Origin of the sequence: Streptomyces sp. NPDC058469 (assembly GCF_042721125.1) — a bacterium.
Lineage (GTDB): Bacteria > Actinomycetota > Actinomycetes > Streptomycetales > Streptomycetaceae > Streptomyces.
This window is the reverse complement of the sequence record NZ_JBHXME010000033.1, coordinates 30,301-56,921: the sequence shown is the minus strand read 5'-3', so window position 1 is coordinate 56,921 and position 26,621 is coordinate 30,301. Positions and strand designations below refer to the sequence as shown.

The window sequence follows — 26,621 nt, the reverse complement described above, 5'->3', positions numbered from 1 at the left end:
GTGGGTTTGGGGGGGGGGTGCGGTGTGGGGGGGTGGGTGTTGTGGTTTGGTGTGGGGGGGGGGGGGGGGGGGGGGGGTGGGGGGGGGGGGGGGGGTGGTCGAGGAGTACGCGGTCGTGCCCCGCGAGTCCGCTCCGGCCGGTGAATCCACAGGCTGACGCCGTTGTCAGTGGCGCCGTCTAATCTCGTGAGCGATGGCAGAGACATCACAGACATCGCAGGCATGGAAGTGCTCGGGACTGCGGTGGGCGGTGGGCGGACCCGAGCTGAAGTGGGACGGCGGGCGCGGGAGCCCGTTGCCCCGGGGGAAGCGGGTGGCCTTCGAGGTCGCGGAAGGGGGCGGGCGGACATGTGTGGGGGCGCGGGGGAACCCTTGCCCGGTGCGGGCGGCCGTGCCGGAGCGGAGTACGGGGGCGCGGTGCGAGGAGTGCGCGCGGCTGGACCGGGCGCACTCGGTGGCCGCCGACACGATCGCGGACGACCCGCGGCCGTACCACGTGTATCTGGCCTGGTTCGGGCCCGGCCTGCTCAAGGTCGGCATCACCGCCGAAGAGCGCGGCTCCGCGCGGCTGCTTGAGCAGGGCGCCGTCTGCTTCAGCTGGCTGGGCCTCGGCCCGCTGATGGCGGCCCGCCGCACGGAGGAACTACTGCGCGCCGCCCTACGGGTGCCGGACCGGATTCCCTACGGCGAGAAGCGCGCCGTGCGGTCCGCGTTGCCGGGGTCGGCGGCGGAGCGGGCCGCCGAGATCGCCGACCTGCACGGACGGGCCCTCGCGCTGCGCGAATGGCCGGAGTCGCTCCACCGCGAGCCGTACCGACCCGTGGACCACGTCGATGTCTTCGGCCTCGCGGGACTGCCGGCCGCCGTCGGCGAGGTGAGCGGGCTGGTCGCGGGCGGGCTGGTGAGCGGGGATGTGGTCGCGGCGGCGGGACCGGACCTCCACCTCGTGACCGGGCGGGGCGTGGTCGTGCTCGACACCCGGCTGATGACGGGGTGGGAGCTGATCCCCGCCGGTTCCTCCGTGGGTGACACGGGTGGATTCACGGTGCCGGTAAGGGAGTTCGGGCGGGAGGCGCCGGGGGTGCAGGAGGGGTTGTTCTGACGGGGACACCTGCCTTCCATGGAGATGAGCAGGGCCGGTTCGACAGGAAGGGGCAGGACTTGGATGCCGAGGCGGCCGAGGTACGGAGGTTCTGGCGGCGGCTCGGGCTCCCCGGACTCGTCGACGTGCACACCCACTTCATGCCCGAGCGGGTGCTGCGCAAGGTCTGGGGTTACTTCGACGCGCTCGGTCCGGCGACCGGTGGAGTGCTGGAGTGGCCGATCACGTACCGGAAGGAGGAGGCCGAACGGGTCGCGCTGATAAGGGAGTTCGGAGTACGCGCTTTCACCGCCATGCTCTATCCGCACAAGCCCGGGATGGCCCAGTGGCTCAACGGCTGGGCCGTCGACTTCGCCGCGCGCACCCCCGACTGTCTGCACACCTCGACTCTCTTCCCGGAGCCGGGAGTCGGGGACTACGTTCGGGCGGCGCTGGACTCCGGGGCGCGGGTGTTCAAGGCGCATGTGCAGGTCGGGGCGTACGACCCGGCCGACGAACTCCTCGACCCCGCCTGGGGGTTGCTCGCCGAGGCCGGCACACCGGTGGTGATCCACTGCGGGTCGGGGCCCGCGCCCGGCAAGCACACCGGGCCCGAGCCGATCGGGCGGGTACTGGCCCGGCATCCGCGGCTGCGGCTGGTCGTCGCGCACATGGGGATGCCGGAGTACGAGGACTTCCTGGACCTGGCCGAGCGGTACGGGGAGGTGCGGCTGGACACGACGATGGCGTTCACGGACTTCAGCGAACGCCTCGCACCCTTCCCACCTGCTGCGCTCCCCCGGCTCGCCGCCCTCGGGGACCGCGTGCTGCTCGGCAGCGACTTCCCGAACATCCCGTATCCCTACCTGCACCAACTGCACGTCCTGGAGCGGCTGGACCTCGGCGACGACTGGCTGCGCGCGGTCTGCCACGACAACGGGGCGCGGCTGTTCGGACTGTGAGGGGGAACTGAGAGCCCGGCCGGTACGGGTGATGCGGGGGGAATGTGCAGATACAGGGGAGACCGAGGCGACTGTGAGAAGGATGCACGGCTCTGTGACCGCTGGATGAGAGCTGGGCAAGCGGTTTCAAGGCGTGGCCTGAGAGGCGCCTGTGCGTTTCTCAGGAAAATCACAGACTCCGGAAAGCGTGTTCTTAGGGGACCCCGACAAGGTGTCCACTATGACCACGACCTCGCCCCAGGGGCGCACCGAACTGCTGAGGCCGGACGGGAGCCCCGTCCGAGTGCTTGTGGTGGACGACGAGCTGTCGATCACCGAGCTGCTGTCCATGGCCCTGCGATATGAGGGCTGGCAGATCCGTAGTGCGGGTGACGGGACCGGCGCGATCCAGACCGCGCGCGAGTTCCGGCCCGACGCCGTCGTACTCGACATGATGCTGCCCGACATGGACGGCCTGACCGTTCTAGGGCGGATGCGGCGCGAGCTGCCGGACGTGCCGGTGCTGTTCCTGACGGCGAAGGACGCCGTCGAGGACCGTATCGCCGGGCTCACCGCCGGCGGCGACGACTACGTCACCAAGCCCTTCAGCCTCGAAGAGGTCGTCGCCCGGCTGCGCGGACTGATCCGCCGCTCCGGTGCCGCCGACCGCCGCTCGGACTCCGTGCTCGTCGTGGGTGACCTCACCCTCGACGAGGACAGCCACGAGGTGTCGCGGGCCGGGGACGGCATCCACCTCACCGCGACCGAGTTTGAGCTGCTGCGCTTCCTCATGCGTAATCCCCGGCGTGTACTCAGCAAAGCGCAGATCCTCGACCGTGTGTGGTCGTACGACTTCGGTGGGCAGGCCAATGTGGTCGAGCTCTACATCTCGTACCTCCGCCGCAAGATCGACGCCGGTCGTGAGCCGATGATCCACACCCGGCGTGGGGCCGGTTACCTGATCAAGCCCGCGGTGTCATGAGCGGGCGACGACGGCCGCGTGCGCAGAAGAAGCGAGCGGGTAAGCCGCGCACCCTGCGGACACGGCTCGTCGTCGCGTCCGTGACGCTGATCGCGGTGGTGTGTGCGGTGATCGGGACCGTGACGACTGTCGCGTTGCAGTCGCACCTGTACCAGCAGCTCGAGGGCAAGGTGACGGACACGGCCATCCGTGCCGTGGGCCGTCCTCAGGACGCCCCGGGTGGCAGCAACGAGAACGGTGCCCCGGGCGTTGATCCGGGGAACCCGGACAAGCCATCCTCCAACTCGTCCTCTTCTTCCTCGGGTTCCGATCCCGGTAAGGCCGTCACGCCGGCCCGCAAGGTCAACAGGCTCCTCACCGGCCTCATCGGTCCGACGCAGGAGAAGACCGTCGCCGCCTATGTGAAGAAGGGCGTGATCACCACCGCGTCCTACAACAAGCAGAAGACCGACAGCAGCGGCGCGGGCAACGGGATGGCCACCGTAGGTCTCAACACGGCTCAGAAGCAGGCCCTCGCCTCGGTGGCGAAGGACAACAAGACACACACCGTGACCATCCCCGGCCTCGGTGACTACCTCGTCAAGTACGCCAAGACCCCCGACACGACCAACGAGGGCTTCTACGTCGCCCTGCCGACCACGGACGTCGACAACACCGTCAACACCCTCATCCTGGTCGAACTCAGCGTCACCGCCGCCGGCCTGGTGGCCGCCGGTATCGCCGGGTACGTACTGGTCGGCATCGCCACCCGCCCCCTCCGCCGCGTGGCCTCCACCGCCACCCGGGTCTCCGAACTCCCCCTGCACACCGGCGAGGTCACCCTCAACGAACGTGTCCCCGAGTCCGAGACCGACCCGCACACCGAGGTCGGCCAGGTCGGGGCCGCGCTGAACCGGATGCTCGACCATGTGCACGGCGCCCTGCACGCCCGCCAGCAGAGCGAGATGCGGGTACGGCAGTTCGTGGCCGACGCCAGTCATGAGCTGCGGACGCCGCTCGCCTCCATCCGCGGTTACGCGGAGCTGACCCGGCGCGGCCGGGAACAGACCGGCCCGGACACCAAGCACGCCCTCGGCCGGATCGAGTCCGAAGCGGGCCGCATGACCCTCCTCGTCGAGGATCTGCTGCTCCTCGCCCGGCTCGACGCGGGCAGACCGCTTCAGTTCGACCAGACCGACCTCATCCCGCTCGTCGTGGACACCATCAGCGACTCGCGCGCGGCCGGCATGGACCACAACTGGCGGCTCGACCTGCCCGACGAACCGGCCCTCGTGTCGGCGGACGCGGCCCGCATCCAGCAGGTGCTGATCAATCTGCTGGGCAACGCCCGCAAGCACACCCCACCGGGCACGACGATCACCGCACGCGTCCAGCGGCGCGGGCCGTGGATGTGCGTGGACGTCGAGGACAACGGCCAGGGCATCCCGGCGGATTTGCTGCCGCATGTCTTCGAGCGGTTCGCGCGCGGCGACTCGGCGCGCTCCCGCTCCACCGGATCGACCGGTCTGGGTCTCGCCATCGTGCAAGCGGTCGCGACCGCGCACGGTGGTGCCGTCACCGTGGACAGTGTTCCCGGACGCACTGTGTTCACCGTGCATCTGCCCGCGCTTGCACCCGCTGTGCCCGCGCCTGCCCCCGAAACGAATTGGCAATCGCACTCACAGGCACAGCACAGTGCCACCACATGGGTGCAACAGGGCGCTTGAGGAGAGTCGGTGCATGCGAACCGACTCTTCTCCCGGCACCCTGCCGGCGCGGGAGCACCTCCCGGCCGGAGACGCCGGTACGCCTGTCCTGGACGTAGTGATCCCCGTCTACAACGAGGAGAAGGACCTCCAGCCATGTGTGCTCAGACTGCACGAGCACCTCAAGCGCACGTTCCCGTACGCGTTCCGCATCACCATCGCGGACAACGCGTCGATCGACACCACTCCTCAGGTGGCCGCGCGGCTGGAGTCGGAAATCCCCGAGGTGAAATCCTTCCGGCTGGAGCAGAAGGGGCGCGGTCGAGCACTGCGCACCGTCTGGTCCGCCTCGGACGCCCCGATCCTCGCCTACATGGACGTCGACCTCTCCACCGACCTCAACGCGCTGCTCCCCCTGGTGGCGCCGCTGATCTCGGGTCACTCAGACCTGGCGATCGGTTCCCGGCTGGCCCGCTCGTCGCGTGTCGTGCGTGGCGCCAAGCGCGAGTTCATCAGCCGGACCTACAACCTGATCCTGCGCGGCTCGCTGCAGGCCCGCTTCTCGGACGCCCAGTGCGGGTTCAAGGCGATCCGGCGTGATGTGGCCCAGGCCCTGCTGCCGCTCGTCGAGGACACCGGCTGGTTCTTCGACACCGAGATGCTGGTGCTCGCCGAGCGGGCCGGACTCCGTATCCACGAGGTGCCGGTCGACTGGGTCGACGACCCGAACTCGACCGTCCACATCGTGAAGACCGCGACCGAGGACCTGAAGGGAGTGTGGCGGGTGGGCAAGGCCCTGGCCTCCGGTTCGCTGCCGCTCGACCGTGTTACCCGGCCCTTCGGCGACGACCCGCGCGACCGCGACATCCAGGATGTGCCCAAGGGGCTGGCCCGCCAGCTCGTCGGGTTCTGCGTGGTCGGCGGTCTGTCCACCCTCTTCTACCTGGTGCTCTACAGCCTCTTCCGGCAGTTCGGCGGCTCGCAGATCGCCAACGCGCTCGCGCTGCTGGTCTCGGCGGTCGCCAACACCGCCGCGAACCGCCGGCTGACCTTCGGGGTCCGCGGCCGGGGCGGCGCCGTCCGTCACCAGGCACAGGGCCTGGTCGTCTTCGCCATCGGCCTCGCGCTGACCAGTGGTTCGCTCGCCGCGCTCAACGCGGCCAGCAGCGACCCGGCGCACTCCACCGAACTGGCGGTCCTGGTGGCCGCCAACCTCGCGGCGACCGTGCTGCGGTTCCTGCTCTTCCGCGCCTGGGTGTTCCCGGACCGCGACGACAACGACCAGGAACCGGCGGTCGTAGCCCTCAACACCCCTTCCTCGCCCACCTATGCGACGGCGTCGCACCACCCGCAGAACCCGCAGCACCCCGGTTCGTACACCCAGCTGCCCCAGCGCCAGCCCCAGCAGGGGACGTACGACACCACCACGAACACCACCACCCAGTTCCGCGCCGGTGAAGCCGCGGACGGCACCTGGAGGGACGCGACGATGCGGTTGCAGCCGGTGCGTCCCCACGACACCGATCCGAGGGACCCCCGATGAGCACCGACACCGATCAGACGACCTATCCGGGAGGAGACAGCCCCTCGTCCTGGGGGCCGCCTACCGGTGACAGCGACACGGGCAGAGACACGGCCGTGGCTGAGCCGGTCGTCGTGGACTCGCACACGCCGGCTCCCGGGGCCGGTGAGCCGAAGCAGCCGCTCGGGCGCCGCCTGTGGCGCGGCCGGCCCGAGGACCCGCGCTGGGTGCGCCCCGCGTTCTGGGGCATGCTGCTGGCGACGGCGCTGCTCTACCTCTACAACCTGAGCGCGTCCGGCTACTCCAACTCCTTCTACTCGGCGGCCGTCCAGGCCGGCAGCAAGAGCTGGAAGGCGTTCCTGTTCGGCTCGCTCGACGCGAGCAACGCGATCACCGTCGACAAGCCCTCGGCCTTCATGTGGCCGATGGAGATCTCGGTCCGGATCTTCGGCCTGAACTCGTGGGCGATCCTGGTCCCCGAGGCCCTCATGGGCGTCGGCACGGTCGCGGTCGTGTACGCGGCGGTACGCCGCCGCTACAGCCCCGAGTCCGGTCTGATCGCGGGCGCCGTGCTGGCGCTCACCCCGGTCGCCGCGCTGATGTTCCGGTTCAACAACCCTGACGCCGCACTGGCGTTGCTGATGGCGGTCGCCTGCTACCTCGTCGTCCGGGCCCTGGAGGACGGCCGTACGAAGTGGCTGGTGTGGGCCGGTGTCGCGATCGGCTTCGCGTTCCTGGCGAAGACCCTGCAGGCCTTCCTGGTCCTGCCGCCGCTGGCCATCGTCTATGCGGTGTGCGCGCCGGTGAGCGTGAAGAAGAGGTTCGCCCAACTGGGCCTGGCCACGGGCGCGTTGGTCGCCGCGGCCGGCTGGTGGGTCGCGATCGTCGAACTGTGGCCGGCGTCCTCCCGCCCGTACATCGGCGGCTCGCAGGACAACAGCTTCCTCGGACTGACCTTCGGCTACAACGGCTTCGGCCGGCTCAGCGGCGACGAGACCGGCAGCGTCGGCGGCGGAGGCGGTGGCACCGGGACGGGCATGTGGGGTGCCACCGGCTGGAACCGCATGTTCAACTCCGAGATCGGCAGCCAGATCTCCTGGCTGCTGCCCACCGCGCTGATCCTCCTCGTCGCGGGCCTGGTGGCCACGCGCAAGCTGGGCCGCACGTCGGTCAGGCGCAGTTCGCTCCTGGTGTGGGGCGGCTCGCTGGTGACGACACTGCTCGTCTTCAGCTACATGGCGGGCATCTTCCACCAGTACTACACGATCGCCATCGCCCCCTACATGGCGGCCGTCATCGGTATCGGCGGCGGCTCCCTGTGGGAGAAGCGCAGCGAGATCTGGGCGTCGATCACCCTCGCGGCCTCGGTCGTGGCGGCAGGCGTCTGGGGCTACGTCCTCCTCAACCGCACCCCCGACTACCTGCCCTGGCTCAAGTGGCTGGTCCTCCTGGGCACCCTGGTCGGCGCGCTCGGCCTGATCTTCGTCGCGAAGATCGGCCGCCAACTCGCCCTCGCGGCAGTCGGCTTGAGCATCGTGGCGGGTATCGCCGGTCCTACGGCGTACACGCTCTCGACGGTCAACTCCGCGCACACCGGCTCCATCCCGACGGCCGGTCCGGCCGGCGCGAGCATGATGGGCGGCGGCGGCCGAGGCGGCTTCGGCGGCGGCAACCGCACCGGCGGCACGGGCACCGCGCCCGGTGGCGGCGGTACGACGCAGAACCAGGGCGGAGGCTTCCCGGGCGGCGGCACGGGCACGATGCCCGGCGGCGGTACGGGCACCGCACCCGGCGGTGGCGGTACGACCCAGAACCAGGGCGGCGGCTTCGGCGGCGGTCGGACGGGTGACGGCGGCATGGGTGGCGGGGGCGTCGGCGGCCTGCTCAACGGCGCGACGGTCACCTCCGCGGCCAAGAAGCTGCTGCAGACGGACGCGAGCAAGTACACCTGGGTGGCCGCGTCCATCGGCTCCCAGAACGCCGCGAGCTACCAACTCGCCACCGGCGACCCGGTGATGGCGATCGGCGGCTTCAACGGCACCGACCCGTCGCCGACGCTGGCCCAGTTCCAGAAGTACGTGGCGGACGGCAAGATCCACTACTTCATCTCGGGCAGCACCATGGGCGGCAGCAGCAGCACCGGCAGCTCCTCGCAGATCACCTCGTGGGTCGAGAAGAACTACAAGAAGGTGACGGTCGGTTCGGCCACCTTCTACGACCTGACGCAGAAGACGAGCAGCTGACGGTTCCCTGCTGAGCGGCGGTTGAACAGAGGCGGTGGCCCGCGACAAGGCCACCGCCTCTCTCGTATCTCCGTTGTACGCCGTATAGGAGTTGTTCTACGGTGTACAACATGTCGACTTCCCCAGGCCCCCGAGGCACCCGCCCCCAAGGCCTCCAGGGCCACCCCCAGCGCTGGATCGTCCTCGGAGTCATCTGCCTCGCGCAGCTCACCGTGCTGCTCGACAACACCGTCCTGAACGTCGCGATCCCCTCGCTCACCCGCGAACTCGACGCGAGCACCGCGGACATCCAGTGGATGATCAACGCGTACTCGCTGGTGCAGTCCGGGCTGCTGCTCACCGCGGGCAGCGCGGCCGACCGGTACGGCCGTAAGAAGATGCTGATCGCGGGTCTCGTGCTGTTCGGCGTGGGCTCGCTGGTCGCCGGACTCGCCCAGTCCACCGGGCAGTTGATCGCCGCGCGGGCCGGGATGGGGGTCGGCGGGGCGCTGCTCATCACGACCACCCTCGCCGTCGTGATGCAGATCTTCACCGCCGAGGAACAACCGAGGGCGATCGGCATCTGGGCCGCGGTCAACGCGCTCGGCTTCGCGACGGGTCCGCTCCTCGGCGGCTTCATGCTGAACCACTTCTGGTGGGGCGCGATCTTCCTGATCAACCTCCCGGTCGCGGCACTCGCCCTGGTCGCGGCGGTGGCCCTCGTCCCCGAGTCGAAGAACCCCCGCGGCGACCGCCCCGACCTCCTGGGCGCCCTGCTCTCCACTGTCGGCATGGCCGCGCTGGTCTACGCGATCATCTCCGGCCCCGCGCACGGCTGGACGTCCGGCCGGGTGCTGCTCACCGGCGCGGTGGCGGTCCTGGTCCTCGCCGCCTTCGCGTACTGGGAGAGCCGGATCCCGTACCCGATGCTCGACCTGTACTTCTTCCGCGACCGCCGCTTCACGGGCGCGGTCACCGGCGTGGTCCTGATCACCTTCGGCATGGCCGGCTCGCTGTTCCTGCTCACCCAGCACCTCCAATTCGTCCTCGGCTACGGCCCGTTGGAGGCCGGTGTCCGTACGGCGCCGCTTGCTCTGGCGATCGTCGCGCTCAACTTCTCGGGGTTGGCGGCGAAGTGGACGACGAGACTTGGGGCGCCGGTGTCGATCGGGCTGGGGATGGTGTTGATGTCGGCGGGGCTCGTGTCGATCGCGTCGCTTGCGCCCGGCGGGTATGCGGGGACGTTGGTGGGGTTGTTGCTGATCGGGGCGGGGGCGGCGTTGGCGAATCCGGCTATGGCTCACGCGATCATGAGTGCGATTCCTCCGGAGAAGGCGGGGGTCGGGGCCGGGATCAACGGCACGTTGGGGGAGTTCGGGAACGGGTTGGGGGTTGCCGTGTTGGGGGCGGTGTTGAGTTCTCGGTTCGCGGCGGTGTCCCTGCCGGTCGGCTTGGCGGGGGCGTCTTCGGTGGAGGAGAGGCAGAAGGTGACCGATTCCTTCGCTGCCGGGCTGGAGGTCAGTCAGTTGGTGGGGGCGGTCGCTGTTTTGGCCGGGGGGTTGCTTGCCGCGGCGTTGTTGTGGAGGGCTGAGCGGGCAGACTCGGGGGTGGTGGTCGCTCAGTAGTGTCTGCGGGTGCGTTGTGGCTGGTCGCGCTCACGCGGCGGTAGCCGCATATGTCACAGCCCCGCACCCCTAGGTGAGTACAGCCGGCCGGGATTTGACGTTGAGGAAGGTGTGTTGTGGCCAAGACATCGCCGCCGTCGGGGCGTTCTGCGCGCACCAGTGTCTGGCTTGAGACGAAGACGCGCCGGAGCGGGCGCGGCGGCGGAGGGCAACCCGGCCTCGACCGCACCCGCATCACCGACGTGACCGTACGGCTGCTGGACGCCGAAGGGCTGGCCAAGTTCTCGATGCGGCGGCTGGCCGCGGAGCTGAACGTGACCGCGATGTCCGTCTACTGGTACGTCGACACCAAGGACGACCTCCTCGAACTCGCCCTGGACGCCGTTTTCGGCGAGTTGCGGCTGCCCGATCCGGAGGCCGAGGGCGAGGAGTGGCGGGACCAACTCCGCGCGCTGGCAACGGAGTACCGGGCCCTGCTCGTCCGGCACCCCTGGCTGTCGCCGCTCGCCGGTACCTTCCTCAACATCGGGCCGAACTCGCTCGCGTTCTCCCGTGTCGTCCAGCGCGTGATCCGGCGCACGGGGCTGCCGGACCACGGGCTGACGGGGGCGATCTCGGCCGTCTTCCAGTTCGTGTACGGCTACGGCACGATCGAGGGCCACTTCTTCGCCCGGGTCGCCGACACCGGCATGACCCCCGACGACTACTTCCGGCACGCCATGACGACGCTGGACGGGGCCCCGACGACCGCCGAGGTCGTGGAGGAGTCCAAGCAACTCATGGCGGCCCGGGGCGGCGACACGGTCGCGGAGATGATGGACCGCGACTTCACCTTCGCCCTGGACCTGCTGGTGGCGGGCATCGAGGCGATGGTGAAGCGGGGCTGAACTCCCCTGTGGGTTCTAGTCGTCGGTGGCCATCCGCGCCGGGAAGCCTCCCGTGGCCACCGGACCCCACCGCTCCGGCGTCACCCGCACGATCGACTTCCCCTGCTTCACCATCGCCGCCCGGTACTCGTCCCAGTCCGGGTGCTCGCCGGAGATGTTCCGGAAGTACTCGACGAGGGGTTCCACGGAGTCCGGGGAGTCGATGACCTCGGCGGTGCCGTCGATCTGGACCCACGGGCCGTTCCACTCGTCGCTCAGGACGATCAGGCTGACCCGCGGATCCCGCTTGGCGTTGCGGGTCTTGGCGCGCTCGGGGTACGTGGAGACCACGATCCGCCCCGAGTCGTCGACCCCGCAGGTCAGCGGCGAACCCTGCGGGCTGCCGTCCGTCCGGCGGGTCAGCAGGATGGCCCGGTGCCGGGGGCGTACGAAGTCCAGCAGCTCGTCCAGGGACACAGAGGTGTTGCTCGCGATGTTCGAAGCCATACGGCCAGCCTAGGCGCCCCGCCCCCGCCCAGGGTGGCCGTGTCGTTCCTACGCACCCTGCGGCAGCGCGTCGCCCTGTACCGCCTGGATGTCCAGCTCGACCCTGAGCGTCGTACCGATCGCGGCGATGCCCGCCTGGACGACCTGGTTGTAGTTCATCGCGAAGTCCTCGCGGTGCAGTTCCGTGGTGGCCCGGAACGCGGCGCGCGTGCCGCCCCAGGGGTCCGCTCCGGTGCCGAGGTAGGCGAGGTCCAGGTCGACGGGCCGTACGACCCCGTGGAGGGTCAGCTCGCCGTGGACCGTCCAGCGGTCGGAACCGGCCGGGGTGAGGGCGGTGGAGCGGTAGGTGATCTCCGGGTAGCGGGCCACGTCCAGGAAGTCCGCGGAGCGCAGGTGCTCGTCGCGCATGCCGTTGCCGGTGTCGATGGACGCGGCCCGGATGACCGCCTCCACCCGGGACTTGGCGATGTCGTCGGGCGCGATCTCGACCGACGCGGTGAAGTCGGTGAACCGGCCGCGCACGCTGGAGATGCCCAGGTGCTGGGCGACCGCGCCGACCGTGGAGTGCGCCGGATCGACCGTCCAGGGTCCGGGCGGCGGCAGTTCGGTGCCGCCCTGCCGGGCCAGCGTCACCGTGCCGACCTCGGCCCGGCCGCTCGCGGTGACGATCGCGGTGGCGGCGGCGGGCGCGTACCCGACGGCCGTCACGATCACTGTGTACGGCCCGGGGGCCATCGGATTCGGATCCCGTACGGCCCCCTCCGCGTCCGCCTCGGCCCGCAGCACCTGCGCCCCGGTCATGTCGGTCACCGTGACGACCGCGTGCGACACGGCCCATCCGTCGCGGGTACGGATCTTCGCCGTCAGTCCCATGTCCCTCAAACTCCTTGCCTTACAAAGCCGTTCAAGCCGTACACATGCAACCGGCCCGTGGAGCGCCCTCGTTCGGAAAGCGCTCCACGGGCCGAGGTGCTGAACTACGTCAACTACTCACCGGGGTGGGCGAGTTCGATGTCGTGGCCGTCGGCTCCGCGGCCGTTCACCGTGAGGGCGGTCGCGACCGGCGGGTAGCCCGTCGCGATCACCGTGTACTCGCCGCCGCTCAGGTCGGTGAAGGCGTACGCCCCGTCCGAACCGGTGGTGGCGGTGCCGACCACGTTGCCCGCCGCGTCCACGAGGGTGACGCGGGCGTCGGGGAGGGGGCCGTGCGGGGCGCGGACGACGCCCTGGACCTGGGCGCCGGAGTCGAGGTCTATCTCGACCCGGGTGACGCCGGTGCCGCCGACCTCGACGGGCAGCGCGCGCGGCCGGTACCCGGCGGCGTTCACCGCGACGGTCACGGCACCCGGCACCAGCTCGGCGAAGGCGAACTCGCCCTGCTCACCGGTGGTTCCGGTGGAGAGAAGGTCGCCGCGCACGTCCGTCACGATGACCATCGCGTCCTTGACGGGCAGGCCCGTCTCCGCCGCCCGGACGAGCCCGTTCAGGCCGCTGGTGCCGCTGAGCAGGACGTCGTAGGACACCGGCTCGTGGCCGTTGACGACGACCGTGGACGCCTGCGGCTGGAAGCCGTCGGCGGAGGCGATCAGGACGTACGAGCCCACGCTCGGCGCGTCCAGCGCGTAGGAGCCGTCCGCCTGCGTGACCGAGCGGCCCAACTGGCGTCCCCCGAGGGAGATCAGGGTGACGGCGGCCTGCGGGACGGGCGCGCTCTCGGCGCCGCGGACGTAGCCGCGGAGGGGAGTTCCACTGGACACGGGGGCGGTCTCCTCCCTGGCCACCGTGGTTACGGCGGCGAGTTGCCGGGTGCCTTCGGGACCGGACTCGGTGCTTGTCTCCGAGGTGGCGACGGCCCAGCTCGGGGTCTGCTCCTCGACCGGTGCGGGAGCCTGTGCGGCGGCGGGGACCTCGGTCGCCGGAGCCTCCGCGGTGTCGTCGGCGGCCTGCGCCAGCGCGCCCTTGGTCCGCAGCGGGACCTCCTTGATGAACAGCGTGACGAGGAAGGCGAGCAGTGCCAGGCCCGAGGCGATCAGGAAGACGTCCGCGATGCCGTGGCCGTACGCGCTCTCCATGACCGTGCGCAGCGGCGCGGGCAGCTTGTTCATGTCGGGGATGGAGTCGCTGGAGCTCGAACCGGAGGCCAGGGCGGCGTACTTGGGGTCGAGGCCGGCGATGCCGTCCTTGGCGTAGTCGGTGATCCGGTGGGCCATGACGGCGCCCAGCGCGGAGACGCCGACCGCACCGCCGAGGGAACGGAAGAACGTGACCGTGGAGCTGGCCGAGCCGAGGTCGGCCGGGGCCACCTGGTTCTGCGTGGACAGCACCAGGTTCTGCATCATCATGCCGATGCCGAGACCCAGCAGAGCCATGAAGATGGCGATCTTCCAGTAGTCCGTGTCGTACCTGATGGTGCCCAGCAGGCCCAGCCCCGCCGTCAGCAGCACACCGCCGCTGACCAGCCAGATCTTCCACTTGCCCGTCCGGGTGATGAACTGGCCGGAGACGGTCGAGGAGATGAAGAGCCCGCTGATCATCGGGATCGTCATGACCCCGGACATGGTCGGGGACTTGTCCCGGGCCAGCTGGAAGTACTGGCTGAAGAAGACGGTGCCGGTGAACATCGCGACGCCCACGAACAGCGAGGCGAGCGAGGACAGCGTGATGGTGCGGTTGCGGAACAGCCGCAGCGGGATGATCGGTTCGCTCGCCTTGGTCTCCACGAGGATGAACAGCAGGCCGAGCACGACCGAGCCGCCGACCATCGCGTACGTCTGCCACGAGATCCAGTCGTACTTGTCACCGGCGAAGGTGATCCAGACCAGCAGCAGGGAGACGGCGGCGGAGATGAAGAACGCGCCGCCCCAGTCGACCTTGACCTCGCGCTTGACGACGGGCAGGTGCAGGGTCTTCTGCAGCACGATCAGCGCGATGATCGCGAACGGCACACCGACGTAGAAGCACCAGCGCCAGCCGAGCCACGAGGTGTCGGTGATGACGCCGCCGAGCAGCGGGCCGCCGACGGTGGCGACGGCGAAGGTCGCGCCGAGGTAGCCGGAGTAGCGCCCGCGCTCACGCGGGGAGATCATCGCGGCCATCACGATCTGCGCGAGGGCGGACAGACCGCCGACGCCGACGCCCTGGACGACACGGCAGGCGATGAGCATGCCCGGGTTCTGGGACAGACCGGCGGCGGCCGATCCCAGCACGTAGATGACGAGGGCTATCTGTACGAGCGCCTTCTTGCTGTACAGGTCGGAGAGCTTGCCCCACAGAGGCGTGGTCGCGGTCATGGCCAGCAGCGAGGCCGTGACGACCCAGGTGTAGGCGGACTGGCCGCCGCCCAGGTCGCCGATGATCTTGGGGAGTGCGTTGGTGACGATCGTCGACGACAGGATCGCGACGAACATTCCGAGCAGCAGCCCGGAGAGCGCCTCCATGATCTGCCGGTGCGTCATCGGAGCGCCGTCGGGGGCAGCGGGGGATGCCCCTCCGTGCTTGGCGTGAGCCCGCACACCGGCTGGTGTGGTCGTTGCCATGGGCTTCCTTTTCTTCCGTGCTTATGCGGGTGTACGGGTGGTGTGTTCGAGTTCGTGGTGGGGCGTGTGGGGGGTTTCGAAGGCGGTGGTCGTGGGCCGTGGCGGCGCCGCGCGGCAGTCGTCGAAGCTCGCCCGGAGCCGGGTCATCAGCCGGATCAGCTGCCCGACCTCCTCGTCGCTCCAGTCGCTCAGCCGGTCGGCGAGCAACCGGGCGGTCCGCCGGGACAGTTCGTCCACCTGGGCCCAGCCGCTGGGGGTGAGGCGCAGGATGCGGGAGCGCTTGTCCGCGGGGTCGGGGGAGCGTTCGATCCAGCCCCGGTCGGCGACGTGCGCGACGTGGCGGCTGGTCACGGACATGTCGACGGCGAGCAGCTCCGCGAGCCTGCTGATGCGCATGTCGCCGTGCCGGCCGAGCAGGGTCAGTACGGCCACGGAACCGCTCGGGCAGTCGGACGGCAGGATCCGCCCCAACTCCCTGCGTACGGCGCCGAAGGCACTGAACTGACGGATCAGCTCCTCGTACTGCGCCTGCTCGGCCATCACACCTCCCATGTTCGTTGCTTAGGGCAACCATAAGATCTATTGGTTGCTACAGGCAAATAAAACCGGGCAGGCATGGCATAAAAAGTTGGCAAAGGCAAGCATTGCTGCATGTAAACCCGCAGGTGGGAAAGGATGTCCGAGGCCCCGCACTTGGGTGTCACCCGGGGATTCGCTAGTGTCTCGGCCCATGGCAAACACCCAGGGCCCCGAGGGCAACTACGACCCCGCCGGCAGCACCCAGATGTTCCGTGCCTTCGTCGACGAGACCCCACAGGGCGTCCGGCAGCAGGCCGCGCCCACCGCGTCGGCCGGACCCCGCGTCGGCCTGATCATCGGCGTCGTCGTCGCCGTGCTGGTCGTGGCGGCGGTGGCCTACCTGGCCTTCATGTAGCACTGACCGTTCAGCACCGACCGCTTGATACCGACCGCTTCATCCGGGCGGGGCGGTGGTCTACCGGGCAGGCCCCAGAGGGAACCGGTAGACCGTCGACTCCCGGACCCGGAAGCCGAGCCGCTCGTACAGCCGGTTCGCCGCGGCGCGGTCCGGCCGCGAGGTGAGATCGACGGTCCGCGCCCCGGCCTCCCGGGCGATCCGCAGCGCTTCGTCGATCAGCAGCGCGGCGATCCCCCGCCCCCGGGCGGCGCTGTCGACGACCACGTCCTCGACGCGCCCGCGCAGCCCGGACGGCACGGGGGACATCACCAGCGTCAGGGTGCCGACGACCGCGCCCTCAACCCGCGCGACCAGCACGGTGTTCGTGGCGCACGAGACCAGCCGCTCGACCGCCGCCCGGTCCAGCGGCTTGGCCGTCGAGGACAGCTGCGGCAGCAACAGGCCGAACGCGTCCACCAGTTCCTGGGTCGCCGCGCGCACGACCTCCACCTGAACGTCCATGCCGCGGAGCCTACCGACCGCCCCCGGCGCGCCCTACTTCCACTCCACGGACACGTCCCGCGTCTCGATGTGCATCCCCAACGGCACGCGCCACGCGTCGACGCACACCGTCCAGGTCTTGTCCTTGCGCGCGTCGGCAGCGATCGGCGCGGGGAGTTTTTCGGTGGAGTCGATCGTCGCCCAGTCGATCCCGAGGGCGCCGATGATGTGCGTCCCGAGGGTCACCGTGCCCGAACGCACCGCCGTACCGCCGGAGTTGCGGAAACTCAGGGTCACGTCCTCGCACCAGCGCTGATCCGTGGCCTTGCGCACGGGGTCGCCCCAGCTGAGGGCGGCGGGGGTGCCGGGAGCCGTCGTAGGACCGGTAGTTGGGGTCGGTGACGGTGAAGTGGTGCTGCTAGGGCCGGACTTGGCGCCCGTGGGTGGAGAGGCCACCGGGGTGGGCGTGCCGGACGCCGGTTCTGGGGTGCTCGCGGTTTCCGAAGTCCCGCTCGCGGCAGGTGACTTCGGGGCGTCGAGCGGCACCAGGGTGACGCTTCCGGTCGGGCGTACCGCCGTAGTCGATGGGCGGGGCGGCCCGACCGCCACGTAGCCGTCGCCGCCACTGCCGCCTCCGCAGGCGGTCAGGAGGCCGGTGAGGCAGGCGACGGCCGCCGACGCACCCGGGAGGGCGCACCGGCGGCCACGTGTCCGGGTCGCTCGGAGCATCGCGCCATGGTGGCTGACACTCCGTCAAATAGGAACCCTCGCGACCCTGTTGGGGGTCAGTCCGAGATCAGGCCCTCGCGGAGCGTCGAGAGGGTGCGGGTCAGCAGCCGGGAGACGTGCATCTGGGAGATGCCGACCTCCTCGCCGATCTGCGACTGGGTCATGTTGGCGAAGAAGCGCAACATGATGATCCGGCGCTCGCGGGGCGGGAGTTTGGCGAGCAGCGGCTTGAGCGACTCGCGGTACTCCACGCCCTCCAGGGCCGTGTCCTCGTAGCCGAGGCGGTCCGCGAGGGAGCCCTCGCCGCCGTCGTCCTCGGGGGCCGGGGAGTCGAGCGAGGAGGCCGTGTAGGCGTTGCCGACCGCGAGGCCGTCGACGACGTCCTCCTCGGACACGCCCAGGACCACGGCGAGTTCGGGGACGGTCGGCGACCGGTCCAGCTTCTGGGAGAGCTCGTCGCTGGCCTTCGTCAGGGCCAGCCGCAGCTCCTGCAGGCGACGCGGGACGCGCACCGACCACGACGTGTCGCGGAAGAAGCGCTTGATCTCGCCCACGACGGTCGGCATCGCGAACGTCGGGAACTCCACCCCGCGTTCGCAGTCGAAGCGGTCGATCGCCTTGATCAGGCCGATCGTGCCGACCTGGACGATGTCCTCCATCGGCTCGTTGCGGGAGCGGAAACGCGCGGAGGCGTACCGGACCAGCGGGAGATTGAGCTCGATGAGGGTGTCCCTGACGTAACCACGCTCGGGGCTGTTCTCGTCGAGTGCGGCGAGCCGCAGGAAGAGGGAGCGGGACAGGGTGCGGGTGTCGATGGCTCCCGTGGTCGGGAGGGCCGGGGCCGGTACGGCGGGTACGGCCTCAAGGACCGTAACGGCGTCGAGTGCGGGCTCGGCTTCGCTCTTGGTGAGCGTGAGCACCTTCGAGCTGCCCTGGTCTGCGGACATGCCACCCCCTTTGGGTCGCGGGACGGTCGCGGCGATCGCCCCCGTCTGGGGAGCGGTGCCTTCACCTGAATACCGGAGCCGGAGCCACGGCAAACGCGCTTCCCGCAGAATGTCACATGTCGGCAACACGCTGTAGTGACATGTCGACATGTCAGTGACGAAACAGCCCTGGAAACAGGGGGTCTGACGGCTTTTCAGCGCAGAACCGTCGGGAAAGGGCCGCGTGAGCGATTCGTTCGTACCGGTGACAGCTCGCTCGGGCTTTCGGTTATGCCCCGATACGGCTTCGCCTACGGCTTCTACGCCTCGATGCGGTTCGCGGAACGCAGCCGCTGGAAGCTGCGCGCGAGGAGTCGCGAGACGTGCATCTGGGAGACGCCGAGTTCCGCGCTGATCTGCGACTGGGTGAGGTTGCTGTAGTAGCGCAGCAGGAGGATCCGCTGTTCCCGCTCGGGGAGTTGGACGAGGAGATGCCGGACCAGATCGCGGTGTTCGACGCCATCCAGGGCCGGGTCCTCGTAGCCGAGCCGGTCGAGGAGGCCGGGCAGTCCGTCGCCCTCCTGGGCGGCCTCCAGGGAGGTCGCGTGGTACGACCGTCCGGCCTCGATGCAGGACAGCACCTCGTCCTCGCCGATGCGCAGCCGCTCGGCGATCTCGGCGGTCGTGGGGGTGCGTCCGAAGGCGGTCGTCAGGTCCTCGGTCGCCGCGTTGACCTGCACCCACAACTCGTGCAGCCGGCGCGGGACATGGACTGTGCGAACGTTGTCACGGAAGTACCGCTTGATCTCGCCGATGACGGTCGGCATCGCGAACGTCGGGAACTGCACACCCCGGTCCGGGTCGAAGCGGTCGATGGCGTTGATCAGACCGATGGTGCCGACCTGGACGACGTCCTCCATCGGCTCGTTGCGGGAGCGGAAGCGGGCGGCGGCGTAGCGCACGAGCGGGAGATTCGCCTCGATGAGCGCTCCGCGCACCCGGTTGTGCTCCGGCGTACCCGGCTGGAGCCCCTTGAGCTGGCCGAAGAGCACCTGGGTGAGGGCCCGGGTGTCGGCGCCGCGGCTGCGCGGCGGAGCGGCTGCCGGCGGGGTCTGGGCGGGCGCCTCGTCCTGGGGCGGCGCTGTACTGGCCGACACGGTCAACGCCACACCTCTTCAATAGGTCAACTCATCCGTCAAAAGCGGTCATAGCATCACAAGACATGTGCACTGTGTGCAAGCACCGCCTAATACCGTGTTATGCCGTGTTGAGCAACAAAAGCCCCCTGCCGGGACGGCAAGGGGCTCTGCGGGAGGGCTCTTCGACGGAGTCGGCGGCGCGCTCAGAACTCGTAGTCGGCGACCACCCAGGTGGCGAACTCGCGCCACAGCGCGACGCCGGCCTGGTGTGCCGGGTGCTCGATGTACCGCTTCAGGGCGTCGGCGTCGTCGACCGCCGAGTTGATCGCGAAGTCGTAGGCGATGGGGCGGTCGCTGATGTTCCAGCCCAGTTCCCAGAAGCGCAGTTCGTCGACCAGATCGCCGAGCGGGCGGAAGGCCTCGACGCCGGCCACGACGCGCGGGTCGTCGCGCTCGACGCCCTCGTCGAGCTTGAAGAGGACGAGGTGGCGGATCATCTGCGCGCTCCTGGGTAGTTCGCTGTGTCGCTACTGCGCCCCGTCGGCCAGCCAGGTCATGAAGTCGCCGATGGCCTTCGCGGCGTCCGATATGCCCTCGAAGCCTATCTGGACGTAGTCGGCCGCCTTCGACGGGTCCGTGATGATCACGTACAGCGCGAAGACGACGAGCAGATAGACGGCAATCTTCTTGGCGTTCACCGCCATCGCGGCCTCCCCTGTGACTCCGTGCCCGTGGGCCCCCTGTTGCCGGCGGTGAGTGTAACCTTCACGGCCCCTTTTTGGATCAATCAGGGATCAACGGCCCGCAGGTGAAGAGCCGTTGCCGGCGTCACGCACGAAGGACCCCGTCTCTCGACGGGGCCCTTCAGAAGCGGTAGCGGAGGGATTTGAACCCTCGGTGACTTGCGCCACACTCGCTTTCGAGGCGAGCTCCTTCGGCCGCTCGGACACGCTACCGAGAGAGACCTTACAACAAGGTGGGGCGTGGTTTGAAATCGGTAATCGGGGCCCCGCCGCGGGTCCTGTGACGCGTCCCGCTACCGGTCCCGGAAGAACTCCGTGAGCAGCCGCGCGCACTCGTCCGCGAGCACGCCTTCGATCACCTCGGGGCGGTGGTTGAGCCGCCGGTCGCGTACGACGTCGAAGAGCGAGCCGGCCGCGCCGGCCTTCTCGTCGCGGGCGCCGTAGACGACCCGGTCCACCCGGGACTGCACCAGCGCGCCCGCGCACATCGTGCAGGGTTCGAGGGTGACGACGAGCGTGCAGCCGGACAGCCGCCACTCACCGAGGTGAGCGGCGGCCCTGCGGATCGCGAGGACCTCGGCGTGCGCCGTCGGATCGCCGGTGGCCTCGCGTTCGTTGTGCCCGGTGGCGAGCACGGTCGTACCGTCCGGGGACAGGACGACCGCGCCGACCGGGACGTCGCCGTCCCGGGCGGCCGCTCCGGCCTCGTCCAGGGCGAGCCGCATCGCGGCCCGCCAGCGGTCGCGTACCGGGTCCGGAGTCCCTTCTGTGCGTGCTGTGGTCAGCGGACGGTCTCCAGGACCTCCGAGGCCCCCAGGGCCTCGGCGATGGAGCTCAGCGCGTCGTCGGCGTCGAGGAGACGCAGCTCCTTCTCGCCGACGCCCAGGTCGTCGAGGATCTGGACATCACCGACGGGGCTGTGCGGAACGGCCTCGGCCGAGGAGGTGCCGTCCTCGTCGTCGTCCTCCTCCTCGGTGTCACCGTCCTCCGTACCGTCGAGGTCGAGGGAGTCCAGATCGGCGACGTCGTCGTCGTCCGGATCCCGTCCGAGCAGCTCGTCGGTGAGCAGGATCTCGCCGTACGAGCTGCGTGCTGCGGCAGCGGCGTCCGAGACGTAGATCCGGGGGTCGTCCTCGCCATCGATACGGACGACGCCGAACCAGGCGTCCTCCTGCTCGATGAGCACCAGCACCGTGTCGTCCTCGGGCGAGGCTTCACGGGCCAGTGCGGCCAGATCCGACATGCTCTCGACATCGTCGAGCTCTGTGTCGCTCGCTTCCCACCCGTCTTCGGTGCGCGCGAGCAGTGCGGCGAAGTACACCGTGACTCTCCCACTGGTCATAGGTGTGCCGGTTGGGGGTCCCCCCGGCTGAGGCTGCGGGCGGGGAGAGCTCGTGCTCCGAGCCCCACCCACTCGGAATCGTGGCAGAAACAAGGCGTTCAGGGGACGTCTTCGGCTCCCTGTGTCCGCCCGTTTTGATCGACCACCAGCGGGATCGTACGCGGCGATCGCCTTACGCACGCACCGGGTTGGCCTTACGAGCTGCTGTGAGAGGGGCCCCGACTACCAGCGGAACGTGCGCATACGCATGGCGTGGCGCAGCCGGGCGGTCTTGGCGCGGCGGGGCTGGACGCGGTCGCGCAGCTCGCGCGCCTCGGTCAGCTCCCGCAGGAACTGGGCCCGGCGCCGCCTGCGCTCGGCCTCGGTCTCCCGGTCCGTCTCCCGGCCCTTCGACTGCGACGGGTCCTCGTGGGACTCACGGTCAGGCATCGGTTCACCACCCCGTTCCGTCCCTCCCACTTTCCCCCGGACGGGCGGTTTGATGCCAGTGCGGGCGGGATCGGGGCCGGTGGGAGCGGGGACCGCGGCAGCCGCGGGGCCCGGCTACTGTTGTGGACATGCGTCTCCACGTCGTCGACCACCCCCTGGTCGCCCACAAGCTCACCACCCTGCGCGACCAGCGCACCGACTCCGCGACCTTCCGTCGCCTCGCCGACGAGCTGGTCACCCTGCTCGCCTACGAGGCCACGCGCGACGTGCGCACCGAACAGGTCGACATCACGACGCCGGTCGCCTCGACCACCGGTGTCAAGCTGTCCTACCCGCGCCCGCTGGTCGTGCCGATCCTGCGGGCCGGCCTCGGCATGCTGGACGGCATGGTCCGGCTGCTGCCGTCCGCCGAGGTGGGCTTCATGGGCATGGTGCGCGACGAGGAGACGCTCCAGGCGTCCACGTACGCCACGCGCATGCCGGAGGACCTCTCCGGCCGCCAGGTGTACGTCCTCGACCCGATGCTGGCCACCGGCGGCACCCTGGTCGCGGCGATCCGCGAGCTGATCAAGCGCGGCGCCGACGACGTGACGGCCGTAGTGCTGCTCGCCGCCCCGGAGGGTGTCGAGGTCATGGAGCGCGAACTGGCGGGCACCCCGGTGACGGTCGTGACGGCCTCGGTCGACGAGCGCCTGAACGAGCACGGCTACATCGTCCCGGGCCTCGGCGACGCGGGCGACCGCCTGTACGGGGCGGCCGAGTAAGACCGAGCAGGCCTCGGTCGACACCTGATCAACACCCGACTCCCGTACGGCTCTTACCTGCCGTACGGGAGTTTTCGTACGACCTCTCCTACGGCCGTTCCCCTACGGCCATTCGCGTACGGCCGTTCCCCTACGGCTACGAGCAGCTCTTCGGTGTCGAGGCGGGCGTCGGCTCGGGTCCGGCCAGTGCGGCCAGGGCCTTGTCGGCGGCCGCCTTCGCCGTGAGGTTCTTGAAGGCGGTGCCGATGACGAGGTCGACCGCGGTGCCCTTGCGGGTGGCCTCGGTGCGGCGCTCGGCGCCGGTGAGCTGGGTGGCGAGGACGGGCAGCGAGGTGTCGAGGGCGGAGGAGGGACCGAGCAGGACGCCGGTGCCCTTGACCTTCTTGTCCCACTGCGCGGACGCGTTGCCCACGTCACCGATCTTGAAGCCGCGCTTCTTCAGCTCGTCGGCGGTCGACTTGGCGAGGCCGCTGCGGGCCGTGGCGTTGTAGACGTTCACGGTGATCTGGGCCGGCTTCGGCACGGCGGCGTCCGTGCTCGTGCCGGCCGAGGGGCTGGCCTTGGTCGCGCAGGCGGCCTTGGGACCGGCCGCCGCGGCCTGCTTGCCGCCACCGGTGAAGACGTCGATGAGCTGCAACGTGCCCCACCCGCCCACACCCAGTACGGCGACGGACGCGACCACCATGAGGACGAGCCTCCCGCGGCGCCGCGAACGGCGCATGCGCGGGAATTTGTCCCCCGTGATCCGGTACTGGCCGCCCATGCCTGGGGGAGTCAGCATGCTCATGAGCGCAGCGTAGTGCGCCCGGGCGACGATGCCTACTAGATGATCATTCGACAGCGCCGAGACCAACCCGAAAGGGTCAACGCCGGACGGATCCGAGGCTCGTCCGGCTCGGGTCGGGGGCTCGGTTCAGCCCGGTCCGGGGCTCAGTCCAGCTCCAGGACGCGCGCGTGGAGCACCTGGCGCTGCTGCAGCGCGGCGCGGACCGCGCGGTGCAGGCCGTCCTCCAGGTACAGGTCGCCCTGCCACTTCACGACGTGCGCGAAGAGGTCGCCGTAGAAGGTCGAGTCCTCGGCGAGGAGGGTCTCCAGGTCGAGCTGGCCCTTGGTCGTCACGAGCTGATCGAGGCGGACCGGGCGCGGCGCGACATCCGCCCACTGCCGGGTGCTCTCCCGGCCGTGGTCGGGGTACGGCCGGCCGTTTCCGATGCGCTTGAAGATCACACGGAAAGCCTACCGGTCATGACGTTCCGGGCGCAGCCATGGAGACGGAGTGCGACGCTGGAAAAGATGCCGCAAAGCCGGGCAAAAAGGGAACAGGGGCCTGATATGAGTGACAGCGAGACGATCGCCGCCGGGTACGCCTTCACAGGACCTGCACTCGACCTGGGCGCCCTGCTGTGGGACGGGGCCTGTCTGCCCGACGCGCAGATCCGCATCCCCCTCCCGATGCTCAACCGCCACGGCCTGGTCGCGGGCGCCACCGGCACCGGCAAGACCAAGACCCTCCAGCTCATCGCCGAGCAGCTCTCGGCACAGGGCGTGCCCGTGTTCCTCGCGGATGTGAAGGGCGATGTGTCGGGCATCTCGGCGCCGGGAGCGGCGAACGACAAGGTCGCGGGCAGAGCGGCGGAGGTGAAGCAGCAGTGGACGGCGACCGGCTTCCCGGCGGAGTTCTACGCCCTCGGCGGCATCGGCCACGGCATCCCGGTCCGGGCCACGATCACCGGGTTCGGCCCGGTGCTGCTCTCCAAGGTCCTGCAGCTCAACCAGACCCAGGAGCAGTCCCTCGGCCTGATCTTCCACTACGCCGACACCAAGGGCCTGGAGCTGATCGACCTCAAGGACCTGCGGGCGGTCGTCACCTTCCTCACCTCCGACGAGGGCAAGACGGAACTGAAGAACATCGGCGGCCTGTCCACCGCCACGGCCGGCGTGATCCTGCGCTCCCTCACCGCCTTCGAGGCGCAGGGCATGGCCGACTTCTTCGGTGAGCCAGACTTCGACACGAGCGAGCTGCTGCGCACGGCGTCGGACGGCCGGGGCATGGTCTCCGTCCTCGAACTCCCCGCCGTACAGGACAAACCGCAGCTCTTCTCGACCTTCCTGATGTGGATGCTGGCCGACCTCTTCCACGACCTCCCGGAGGTCGGCGACGCCGACAAACCGAAGCTCGTCTTCTTCTTCGACGAGGCGCATCTGCTCTTCAACGACGCCTCCAAGGCCTTCCTGGACTCCATCACGCAGACCGTCCGCCTCATTCGCTCGAAAGGGGTCGGCGTCTTCTTCGTGACGCAGACCCCGAAGGACGTACCCGGCGACGTCCTGGCCCAGCTCGGCAACCGCGTCCAGCACGCGCTGCGCGCCTTCACCCCCGACGACCAGAAGGCCCTGAAGGCAACGGTGAAAACCTTCCCGAACTCCTCCTACGACCTGGAGGAGATCCTGACGGGCCTGGGCACCGGCGAAGCCGTCGTCACGGTCCTGAGCGAGAACGGCGCCCCGACCCCGGTCGCGGTGACCCGCCTCCGCGCCCCCGAGTCCCTCATGGGCCCGATCGACGCGGCGACCCTCGACGCGGCGGTCAAGTCCTCCTCCCTCTACGGCCGTTACGCACAGGCTGTGGACCGCGAGTCGGCGTACGAGAAGTTGACGTCCCGCCCGCAGGAGGTACAGGAGACACCGAAGACGGCTGCCAAGTCGGCTCCGAAGTCGGCCAAGGAGGACGAGTCGATGGTCCAACAGGTCGTCGGCAGCGGCATGTTCAAGTCCCTGGCGCGTTCGGTCGGCACCCAGATCGGCCGCGAGATCACCCGGTCCCTGTTCGGCACGGCCCGGCGGAAGCGCTAGCCACCACCGGGCCGTGCTGCCTACGGCGGGTCAGCGCGCCCGTTCCTCCGGGGGCCGCTGCGGCTCGGGTCGGCGGACTTCCGGCTTGGGCGCGTTGCGGACGGCCTCCGCGCGCAACAGGGCGCGCAGGACCGCGTACGGGTCGATGGGCATGGCTGTGTTCCTAGCGTCGCGGTGACGGTTGACCTGGGGACGGTCGGTCCGTCAGCAGCGCAGGACGACTGTGCGCAGAGCGCGGAGGGTGTACGGCGGCCGGGGCGGCGCGGGGAGGGAGCGGCTCTGGGGACCGGGGGACGCCGGGCTCGGGGCGGGCGCGGGTCGTAGAGGCGCGGTGGGCCGGTGGACGGTGAGGGAGACGGGCCGTAGGGCAGCCGCCGTATCGAGGACGTCGTACTCGATGGTCGTCTCTGCGGACGACGACGCGACCGGCATCGCGCGCACCTCGGCATGCGTGCCGGGCACCAGCAGGGCGAGCAGCAGCACGAGCGCCCGCAGCCGGGCGCGGCTGCGGGGGAGGCTTCGTGCGGGGCTCACCCCGCTCACCCTCGTGCTCATGGAAGGTCATCTCCCAGCGGCCGTACGGCGTTCATCGCGGCGGGCGCGTAAACCGCCCGCACGGCCCAACGAGCCTCACAGGGCCTGGGGCACCTGCTTGGCGTGGCTCCTCATCCGGACGGCGGTGACGATCTCGACGACGCCGACCGCGACCAGCCAGATGCCGCAGACGAGGGTGAGGACGGCGACCGAGCGGAAGGGCGAGTCGATCAGCACGATGCCGGCGATGAAGGTGACGATCCCGAGGAAGATCTGCCAGCCGCGGGCGGGCATGGTCTGGTCGTGGATGGCGGCCAGGGTCTGGGTGATGCCCCGGATCAGCCAGCCGATGCCGATCCACAGGGCGAGCAGCAGGATCGACTGCATCGGGCCGCGGAAACAGAACAGGCCCAGCACGATCGACAGCGCGCCGCTGATGAACGCCAGCACGCGCAGCGAGGTCGCCCGGTGGGTGCCGAAGGCGGCGACCAGCTGGAAGACGCCGCTGATCAGGAGGTAGACGCCGAAGAGGATCCCGGCCGCGAAGAGGGACGCGCCCGGCCACACCAGGACCAGGACGCCGAGGATCAGGGACGCGACGCCGGTGAGCAGGACGACCTGCCAGGCGGCTTTGGAGAGGGCGAAGAGGGGCCCCTCGAGTTCCTGCTCGTCATGTGGGGGCCGCGGGGCGCGTGGTGCGTGGGCGCGGCGGTCGTCGAACTCCGGGCCCAAGGGGCCGCTCGGTGCCTCGGTCATGGTCCATGCTTTGACCGGGCGC

At 69.9% G+C, this 26,621-nt stretch carries 29 protein-coding genes and 1 tRNA gene; 11 read left to right on the top strand and 19 right to left on the bottom strand.

Going from position 1 to position 26,621, the window contains the following annotated elements:
• Nucleotides 1-193: 193 nt before the first annotated feature.
• The 8 genes from ACFWP5_RS17310 (at nucleotide 194) to ACFWP5_RS17275 (ending at nucleotide 10,945) form a co-directional block, all read left to right on the top strand.
• Nucleotides 194-1,102, top strand: coding sequence for a DUF2797 domain-containing protein (locus ACFWP5_RS17310; protein ID WP_384156425.1), 909 nt, complete (start codon nucleotides 194-196; stop codon nucleotides 1,100-1,102).
• Nucleotides 1,103-1,161: 59 nt separating this feature from the next.
• A complete protein-coding gene (locus ACFWP5_RS17305; protein WP_384156423.1) occupies nucleotides 1,162-2,043 on the top strand; it encodes an amidohydrolase family protein in 882 nt (293 codons plus the stop codon).
• 220 nt (nucleotides 2,044-2,263) lie between these two features.
• Nucleotides 2,264-3,004, top strand: coding sequence for a response regulator transcription factor (locus tag ACFWP5_RS17300; protein ID WP_384156420.1), 741 nt, complete (start codon nucleotides 2,264-2,266; stop codon nucleotides 3,002-3,004).
• The gene (locus tag ACFWP5_RS17295) at nucleotides 3,001-4,710 is read left to right on the top strand and encodes a sensor histidine kinase (protein WP_384156417.1); all 1,710 of its coding nucleotides are present in this window, start codon (nucleotides 3,001-3,003) and stop codon (nucleotides 4,708-4,710) included. Before ACFWP5_RS17300 ends, ACFWP5_RS17295 begins: the two co-directional genes overlap by 4 nt.
• Before the next feature lie 13 nt (nucleotides 4,711-4,723).
• Nucleotides 4,724-6,232: a glycosyltransferase gene (locus ACFWP5_RS17290; protein ID WP_384156414.1), complete on the top strand. Its 1,509-nt coding sequence runs from the start codon at nucleotides 4,724-4,726 to the stop codon at nucleotides 6,230-6,232.
• Complete coding sequence (locus tag ACFWP5_RS17285; RefSeq protein ID WP_384156412.1) at nucleotides 6,229-8,454, top strand: glycosyltransferase family 39 protein; 2,226 nt, start codon at nucleotides 6,229-6,231, stop codon at nucleotides 8,452-8,454. The genes ACFWP5_RS17290 and ACFWP5_RS17285 overlap by 4 nt, the downstream gene beginning before the upstream one ends.
• 110 nt (nucleotides 8,455-8,564) lie before the next feature.
• Nucleotides 8,565-10,058, top strand: coding sequence for an MFS transporter (locus ACFWP5_RS17280; protein WP_384156409.1), 1,494 nt, complete (start codon nucleotides 8,565-8,567; stop codon nucleotides 10,056-10,058).
• A gap of 116 nt (nucleotides 10,059-10,174) precedes the next feature.
• Nucleotides 10,175-10,945, top strand: coding sequence for a TetR/AcrR family transcriptional regulator (locus ACFWP5_RS17275; protein WP_384156407.1), 771 nt, complete (start codon nucleotides 10,175-10,177; stop codon nucleotides 10,943-10,945).
• A gap of 15 nt (nucleotides 10,946-10,960) precedes the next feature.
• Here the strand turns inward: ACFWP5_RS17275 and ACFWP5_RS17270 are convergent, their stop codons facing one another.
• The 4 genes from ACFWP5_RS17270 to ACFWP5_RS17255 all read right to left on the bottom strand — a co-directional run bounded on the left by ACFWP5_RS17270 (nucleotide 10,961) and on the right by ACFWP5_RS17255 (nucleotide 15,507).
• Nucleotides 10,961-11,431, bottom strand: coding sequence for a PPOX class F420-dependent oxidoreductase (locus tag ACFWP5_RS17270; RefSeq protein ID WP_384156404.1), 471 nt, complete (start codon nucleotides 11,429-11,431; stop codon nucleotides 10,961-10,963).
• A 48-nt stretch (nucleotides 11,432-11,479) separates the two neighbouring features.
• On the bottom strand, nucleotides 11,480-12,304 hold the full coding sequence (locus ACFWP5_RS17265; RefSeq protein WP_384156401.1) for a YceI family protein: 825 nt from the start codon (nucleotides 12,302-12,304) through the stop codon (nucleotides 11,480-11,482).
• 113 nt (nucleotides 12,305-12,417) lie between these two features.
• A complete protein-coding gene (locus tag ACFWP5_RS17260) occupies nucleotides 12,418-14,967 on the bottom strand; it encodes an MFS transporter (RefSeq protein ID WP_384156398.1) in 2,550 nt (849 codons plus the stop codon).
• A gap of 21 nt (nucleotides 14,968-14,988) precedes the next feature.
• Nucleotides 14,989-15,507, bottom strand: a complete 519-nt coding sequence (locus tag ACFWP5_RS17255) for a MarR family winged helix-turn-helix transcriptional regulator (protein ID WP_384156467.1) — start codon at nucleotides 15,505-15,507, stop codon at nucleotides 14,989-14,991.
• 190 nt (nucleotides 15,508-15,697) lie between these two features.
• On the opposite strand from ACFWP5_RS17255, the gene ACFWP5_RS17250 reads away from it, so the two are divergent.
• Nucleotides 15,698-15,901, top strand: coding sequence for a hypothetical protein (locus ACFWP5_RS17250; RefSeq protein WP_384156395.1), 204 nt, complete (start codon nucleotides 15,698-15,700; stop codon nucleotides 15,899-15,901).
• A gap of 60 nt (nucleotides 15,902-15,961) precedes the next feature.
• Here ACFWP5_RS17250 and ACFWP5_RS17245 read toward each other — a convergent pair whose 3' ends face one another.
• The 10 genes from ACFWP5_RS17245 to ACFWP5_RS17200 form a co-directional block, all read right to left on the bottom strand.
• Nucleotides 15,962-16,405 (bottom strand): GNAT family N-acetyltransferase, encoded by a 444-nt coding sequence (locus ACFWP5_RS17245; RefSeq protein ID WP_384156392.1) that lies wholly within the window; start codon nucleotides 16,403-16,405, stop codon nucleotides 15,962-15,964.
• Between the two features lie 33 nt (nucleotides 16,406-16,438).
• Nucleotides 16,439-17,113, bottom strand: a complete 675-nt coding sequence (locus tag ACFWP5_RS17240; RefSeq protein WP_384156389.1) for a hypothetical protein — start codon at nucleotides 17,111-17,113, stop codon at nucleotides 16,439-16,441.
• 56 nt (nucleotides 17,114-17,169) lie between these two features.
• Nucleotides 17,170-18,060 (bottom strand): RNA polymerase sigma factor SigF, encoded by an 891-nt coding sequence (locus ACFWP5_RS17235; protein WP_384156387.1) that lies wholly within the window; start codon nucleotides 18,058-18,060, stop codon nucleotides 17,170-17,172.
• A 299-nt stretch (nucleotides 18,061-18,359) separates the two neighbouring features.
• On the bottom strand, nucleotides 18,360-19,208 hold the full coding sequence (locus tag ACFWP5_RS17230) for an RNA polymerase sigma factor SigF (protein ID WP_384156384.1): 849 nt from the start codon (nucleotides 19,206-19,208) through the stop codon (nucleotides 18,360-18,362).
• Between the two features lie 173 nt (nucleotides 19,209-19,381).
• Complete coding sequence (locus ACFWP5_RS17225; protein WP_384156381.1) at nucleotides 19,382-19,675, bottom strand: Dabb family protein; 294 nt, start codon at nucleotides 19,673-19,675, stop codon at nucleotides 19,382-19,384.
• Between the two features lie 30 nt (nucleotides 19,676-19,705).
• Entirely contained in the window at nucleotides 19,706-19,882 is a 177-nt protein-coding gene (locus ACFWP5_RS17220) for a hypothetical protein (RefSeq protein WP_019054914.1), read from the bottom strand.
• 167 nt (nucleotides 19,883-20,049) lie between these two features.
• Nucleotides 20,050-20,134: transfer RNA gene (locus ACFWP5_RS17215), tRNA-Ser, on the bottom strand.
• 80 nt (nucleotides 20,135-20,214) lie between these two features.
• Nucleotides 20,215-20,646 carry a tRNA adenosine(34) deaminase TadA gene (tadA, locus tag ACFWP5_RS17210; protein ID WP_384156378.1) on the bottom strand — a complete coding sequence of 144 codons (432 nt, stop codon included), beginning with the start codon at nucleotides 20,644-20,646 and terminating at the stop codon, nucleotides 20,215-20,217.
• Nucleotides 20,647-20,702: 56 nt separating this feature from the next.
• Nucleotides 20,703-21,242, bottom strand: a complete 540-nt coding sequence (locus ACFWP5_RS17205) for a hypothetical protein (RefSeq protein ID WP_384156464.1) — start codon at nucleotides 21,240-21,242, stop codon at nucleotides 20,703-20,705.
• 243 nt (nucleotides 21,243-21,485) lie between these two features.
• The gene (locus tag ACFWP5_RS17200; protein ID WP_384156375.1) at nucleotides 21,486-21,692 is read right to left on the bottom strand and encodes a hypothetical protein; all 207 of its coding nucleotides are present in this window, start codon (nucleotides 21,690-21,692) and stop codon (nucleotides 21,486-21,488) included.
• A 128-nt stretch (nucleotides 21,693-21,820) separates the two neighbouring features.
• Between ACFWP5_RS17200 and upp the strand changes: the two genes are divergently transcribed.
• Complete coding sequence (gene upp, locus ACFWP5_RS17195; protein WP_384156372.1) at nucleotides 21,821-22,456, top strand: uracil phosphoribosyltransferase; 636 nt, start codon at nucleotides 21,821-21,823, stop codon at nucleotides 22,454-22,456.
• A gap of 136 nt (nucleotides 22,457-22,592) precedes the next feature.
• Here upp and ACFWP5_RS17190 read toward each other — a convergent pair whose 3' ends face one another.
• Nucleotides 22,593-23,219, bottom strand: coding sequence for a LytR C-terminal domain-containing protein (locus tag ACFWP5_RS17190; protein WP_384156461.1), 627 nt, complete (start codon nucleotides 23,217-23,219; stop codon nucleotides 22,593-22,595).
• A gap of 167 nt (nucleotides 23,220-23,386) precedes the next feature.
• Nucleotides 23,387-23,683: a type II toxin-antitoxin system VapB family antitoxin gene (locus ACFWP5_RS17185; RefSeq protein WP_003999914.1), complete on the bottom strand. Its 297-nt coding sequence runs from the start codon at nucleotides 23,681-23,683 to the stop codon at nucleotides 23,387-23,389.
• A gap of 105 nt (nucleotides 23,684-23,788) precedes the next feature.
• Between ACFWP5_RS17185 and ACFWP5_RS17180 the strand changes: the two genes are divergently transcribed.
• Nucleotides 23,789-25,309 carry a helicase HerA-like domain-containing protein gene (locus ACFWP5_RS17180; protein ID WP_384156369.1) on the top strand — a complete coding sequence of 507 codons (1,521 nt, stop codon included), beginning with the start codon at nucleotides 23,789-23,791 and terminating at the stop codon, nucleotides 25,307-25,309.
• Nucleotides 25,310-25,339: 30 nt separating this feature from the next.
• On the opposite strand, the gene ACFWP5_RS17175 is transcribed toward ACFWP5_RS17180, so the two are convergent.
• The 3 genes from ACFWP5_RS17175 to ACFWP5_RS17165 all read right to left on the bottom strand — a co-directional run bounded on the left by ACFWP5_RS17175 (nucleotide 25,340) and on the right by ACFWP5_RS17165 (nucleotide 26,599).
• The gene (locus ACFWP5_RS17175; RefSeq protein WP_019054906.1) at nucleotides 25,340-25,462 is read right to left on the bottom strand and encodes a hypothetical protein; all 123 of its coding nucleotides are present in this window, start codon (nucleotides 25,460-25,462) and stop codon (nucleotides 25,340-25,342) included.
• A gap of 51 nt (nucleotides 25,463-25,513) precedes the next feature.
• Nucleotides 25,514-25,864 (bottom strand): hypothetical protein, encoded by a 351-nt coding sequence (locus tag ACFWP5_RS17170; protein ID WP_384156366.1) that lies wholly within the window; start codon nucleotides 25,862-25,864, stop codon nucleotides 25,514-25,516.
• 75 nt (nucleotides 25,865-25,939) lie between these two features.
• Nucleotides 25,940-26,599, bottom strand: coding sequence for an HdeD family acid-resistance protein (locus tag ACFWP5_RS17165; RefSeq protein WP_384156362.1), 660 nt, complete (start codon nucleotides 26,597-26,599; stop codon nucleotides 25,940-25,942).
• Nucleotides 26,600-26,621: the final 22 nt, after the last annotated feature.